5 protein-coding genes are annotated in these 4,039 nt (G+C 60.3%); all 5 read right to left on the bottom strand.

Translation table 11 applies throughout. From position 1 onward, the window contains the following. The coding region (locus ACY35P_RS15025) for a hypothetical protein (protein ID WP_462116644.1) at positions 1-209 on the bottom strand (209 nt) is incomplete at its 3' end. 77 nt (positions 210-286) lie between these two features. Continuing rightward, positions 287-610, bottom strand: a complete 324-nt coding sequence (locus tag ACY35P_RS15020; protein WP_462116643.1) for a hypothetical protein — start codon at positions 608-610, stop codon at positions 287-289. Positions 611-1,003: 393 nt separating this feature from the next. Continuing rightward, entirely contained in the window at positions 1,004-1,363 is a 360-nt protein-coding gene (locus ACY35P_RS15015) for a hypothetical protein (RefSeq protein WP_462116642.1), read from the bottom strand. Between the two features lie 945 nt (positions 1,364-2,308). Further along, entirely contained in the window at positions 2,309-2,680 is a 372-nt protein-coding gene (locus ACY35P_RS15010) for a hypothetical protein (RefSeq protein ID WP_462116641.1), read from the bottom strand. Between the two features lie 76 nt (positions 2,681-2,756). Further along, positions 2,757-3,062, bottom strand: coding sequence for a hypothetical protein (locus tag ACY35P_RS15005; protein ID WP_462116640.1), 306 nt, complete (start codon positions 3,060-3,062; stop codon positions 2,757-2,759). Between the last annotated feature and the right edge of the window lie 977 nt (positions 3,063-4,039).

Raw genomic sequence — 4,039 nt, 5'->3', positions numbered from 1 at the left:
GTAACGCTCAGACCAGCGGACTGTGCCACGGTGAGGGTGTAATCCGGAGCGAGAAACGACTCAAGCTTGGCTCCGTCTTGGGCACGAATTGCTTCAGACCATGCTACTTCCAAGCGCCGGAACTCTGCCGTTTCGGGGTGTTCGCGAGCGAAGGAAACGGAGCTGCTCGACAGAAGGAAAATCAGCGCAAAGCGAATCAGAGTCTTCATGGCGCCCTCGACGTGGTTGTGCCGCCTAACACCTGAGTTAAGCCGCGCCGCGAAGCGGCGTCGGCTTGGACGAATTGTTAGGCCCCGTTGCCGGTGGGCTTCATGACCACGTTGATGACAATCGAGTCGCCGTCCGACAGCACCTCGACACGGTCTGACTTTTCCAGCTGCGAAGCGGCCGCAGGGGAAGCTTTGCCATCTAGGAGGAATAGAACCCTGCTCGGATTGATCAACGAGGTTCGGCCGGTGTCAGCTGAGAACCGGTCCACGATGCTGGGAACGTTGTAAGCGTTGCGGGGAGCCAGTTCCGCCTTCGGGTAAGTCAGCTTGGTGCCCACGCGCTCCGCTGATGCAGTGGAAGTGAGGACCAACAGGGCAACAGACGCAAAAAGCTTCTTCATGGAACCTCCATTTTCGATGAACCGAGTTTAGGGGCCTAACACCTGAGTTAAGCCGCGCCGCGAAGCGGCGTCGGCTTGGACGAATTGTTAGGCGTGACCGGCCGCCAACTCACACGACCTTGCCTTCGCGATCAAGGTTCGCTCCGCAGCTCTTGCATACCCAGCCGCCGAACATCGCTTGCCGGAAACTTGCAGGCACGCGAGCTTTCGGCTGAGGCGCGGAGCACTGTTGGCAGTGCCGGCGCGGGATGAGAAAGCCGATAACGAGGACAGTTACGCCGCCTCCAATTGCTCCAATAACTCCTGGTGTCACGAGTAGCTCCATTGTTGTTCCGGCACGCCTAACACCTGAGTTAAGCCGCGCCGCGAAGCGGCGTCGGCTTGGACGACTTGTTAGCTGCCAAGCGAAACGCTGGGGAGCAGCCCGAATGCGGCCATGATTCCGGCAAGGCCGGACCCCGCAAGAACCATGATCCCGACGGAAAGGCCGACGGCGAGACCCAGCGAGTGAACGGTGGTGAATGCGCGCCCGAACGCCTTTTTGTAGCCCGACAGGACCCAAACGAGCGAGGCAGCCCAGCCGAGTAAGAACAGAAGCCAAGCGCTCCCTCGCGACAGCGACAGCATTAGCACGGTGGGGGCATAGAACAGCCAGGCAAACGCCGCAGCCCAAAGCCTGAGCCGCGGCTGCCGGGAACGCTTCGCGAGCGCCGGCTGGGCAAGTTTGGCGTCGAGTAGCGCTGAGTTATCCATGGCAGCTAACACCTGAGTTAAGCCGCGCCGCGAAGCGGCGTCGGCTTGGACGAATTGTTAGGCCCCATCCGAGCTCGGCTCCGCGCAGACGATTGGCTCGCCACGAACATACTCCTGGTGCTCGGATGTGAAACCTAGAAGCTTCTTCTCGCACATGTAGGACTCGTACTTTGGGCGGCCGGGCCTCGGCGTGCTTGTTGCCTCTTTCGCACATTCACGCATTGTTGCGAAGCGAGCCTTGCCGGCTTTCCCGGGCGCCACCGTGTAGCCCTCTGCATAGCAGCCGGTCAGAGCAAGTGCCATTGTTGCAACGAGCGCAGTGATCTTCACCATGGGGCCTAACACCTGAGTTAAGCCGCGCCGCGAAGCGGCGTCGGCTTGGACGAATTGTTAGGTTGCGAGCGGCGGGCACACAGTTCCAGTACGGCAGCGCCGAAAAGCAGGAAGAGGCCGGTTGCCACGCCGTATACATAGTCTTCCCGCCAAGAGGCTCGAATCTGGTCGTAAGTGCGGAGGTTGCCCGTGGCAGTGGCGATCTCTAAGACATCAAAGAACGGTGGAGATGACAGGCCTTGGTGCGGCTCTGGATCCACCGCGAATGAGACTGGCTGTTCTGTTGGGTTGGTGAGCGCTGAGGATACCGACTCTATGGCACCGTTTCTCCGGGCGTAAAAGAAGGTTCGGTCGTCCTGGTCGAGCCTAAAGTTGACTCCGTACCTGTCTGGCTCGACGGATGACACACGCCCTTGAAGCTCGATCAGCCCCGCGCGCTGCGGGTGTTTAGCCGGGGCAGCGAGGCAGAAGTAGAGAACGCCAATGCCCATGAGTGCACTGGCGACCGCCCAAGCGCGGATGTGAGCAGGTTTGCGTGGCGACGTGATCACAAGAGCAACCTAACACCTGAGTTAAGCCGCGCCACGAAGTGGCGTCGGCTTGGACGAATTGTTAGGCCCCGGCCGTAACGGCCGACGGCCCACGTGACCCCGCCAGGCGCTGGCCAAGTAGGGCGCCGAGTACTGCGGCCAGCATGGAGATCGCCAGCACGCCCAGGTTACGAACAATGATCTGCGTGTACGGCGATTGTCCGTTGGCAATGGCATGCAGCAGGTGGACGATCAGTACCCAGACGCAAAGCTGCACGACGAGCGCGACAGGCAAGAAGCCGTTACGGGCGACAAAGCCACCTGCACCAGCACCCACCAGCCCAGCCAAGGCGGGCTGGAGCCACGACTGAACTGAGGCGGGCAGTGGCAGCACTGCGCCCAGCAGGGACGCCACCACCAGCATCACGACCGCTCCCGCCAGCTTCCTTTTCATTTGCGACGCTCCTGGTTCCGGGGCCTAACACCTGAGTTAAGCCGCGCCGCGAAGCGGCGTCGGCTTGGACGAATTGTTAGGCCTCATTTGTAGACCTATCGAGATCTTTGCCGCAACTCGGGCACGCACGAGGATTGCCGGGCAGTAGACGTGGGTAGGCCACATTGACGACGTTACGGCCGAAGATGAAATGGCAAAGCGGGCAATCGATCAGCCAATTGGTGTAAAGGCCGGCACCCATGAAGGTAACCATGAGCGGCAGGCCGAGCCAAGGCGGCAGCGGCGAAAGAACCGAGTAGGCAACGGCAAATGCCACTGCAGCTACTGCCATGACTGCTAAGGCGCCGTTGAGCTTCTTACGAATGGCGTGACGCGGCGACATGAGGCCTAACACCTGAGTTAAGCCGCGCCGCGAAGCGGCGTCGGCTTGGACGAATTGTTAGGGCGCATGCCGCACCCGGGCCGACTCTACAGAGAACGTGAGGTGGTGGTGGTGGGGTAGCTGCGAAGGCAGAAATTGTCCCCTCAGAATCACTGTGGTGCCAACGAACCGGGACAGATCCAGGCCAGCTGATGCTGCGAGAATCTGGAACTGCTGGACACTGCCAAATGCCACATTTCCCATCCGTTTATCGCCGGCAGCGATGCATATGGGGTGTGCCGTAGTGAAAGACCACGAGTACTCGGGTTCTTGGATGGCAGCTCCGGTTGACCAGTCCGCAAGGGTGAACGGTATAGCGCTGATCCGGCCCGTGATTTCGATAGACGGCGGGTCGTAGTGGAGGCAGTTGGCCGCCGCCTCCGAACTGCAGAGTGTCAAGAATAGACATGCCGCCAGCTTCGATAGCTCGTTCATGCGCCCTAACACCTGAGTTAAGCCGCGCCGCGAAGCGGCGTCGGCTTGGACGAATTGTTAGCTCTCCGCACTTTGATCAACATGCCATTCGTGCACTCGTGTAGTAGAGACGCCCCTGGCGCGACCGTACGCCAGCGTGGCTCTACAACGTACGGGCGGCACTCGTCAGAGCACGACACACTAATTGACTGAGGGGTTGGCTGAGTGGCCTGAATGCTCAGCGACAGTGGCTTGGACGTGTCGGCGCCGCATGTTGCATTTGGAATGTCCAAGCGGTGGAATTCTTCGGAGGCAGTCCAGGTCGCATTTGCGAGGGGCTTGCCGTCTGGGGACAGGATCTCGACTCGCAGTAGGTCTCGCTTGCCTGCTGCAGCAACCGAGAAAACAGAAAGAAAGGTGAGGCCAAGCAAACGTTTCATAGGAGAGCTAACACCTGAGTTAAGCCGCGCCGCGAAGCGGCGTCGGCTTGGACGAATTGTTAGGGGGCGTACTCAGCACCCTAC

This window comes from Lysobacter xanthus (genome assembly GCF_047159895.1).
Note: the sequence above shows the minus strand (reverse complement) of the source record. Positions and strands in the feature narration are given on the sequence as shown.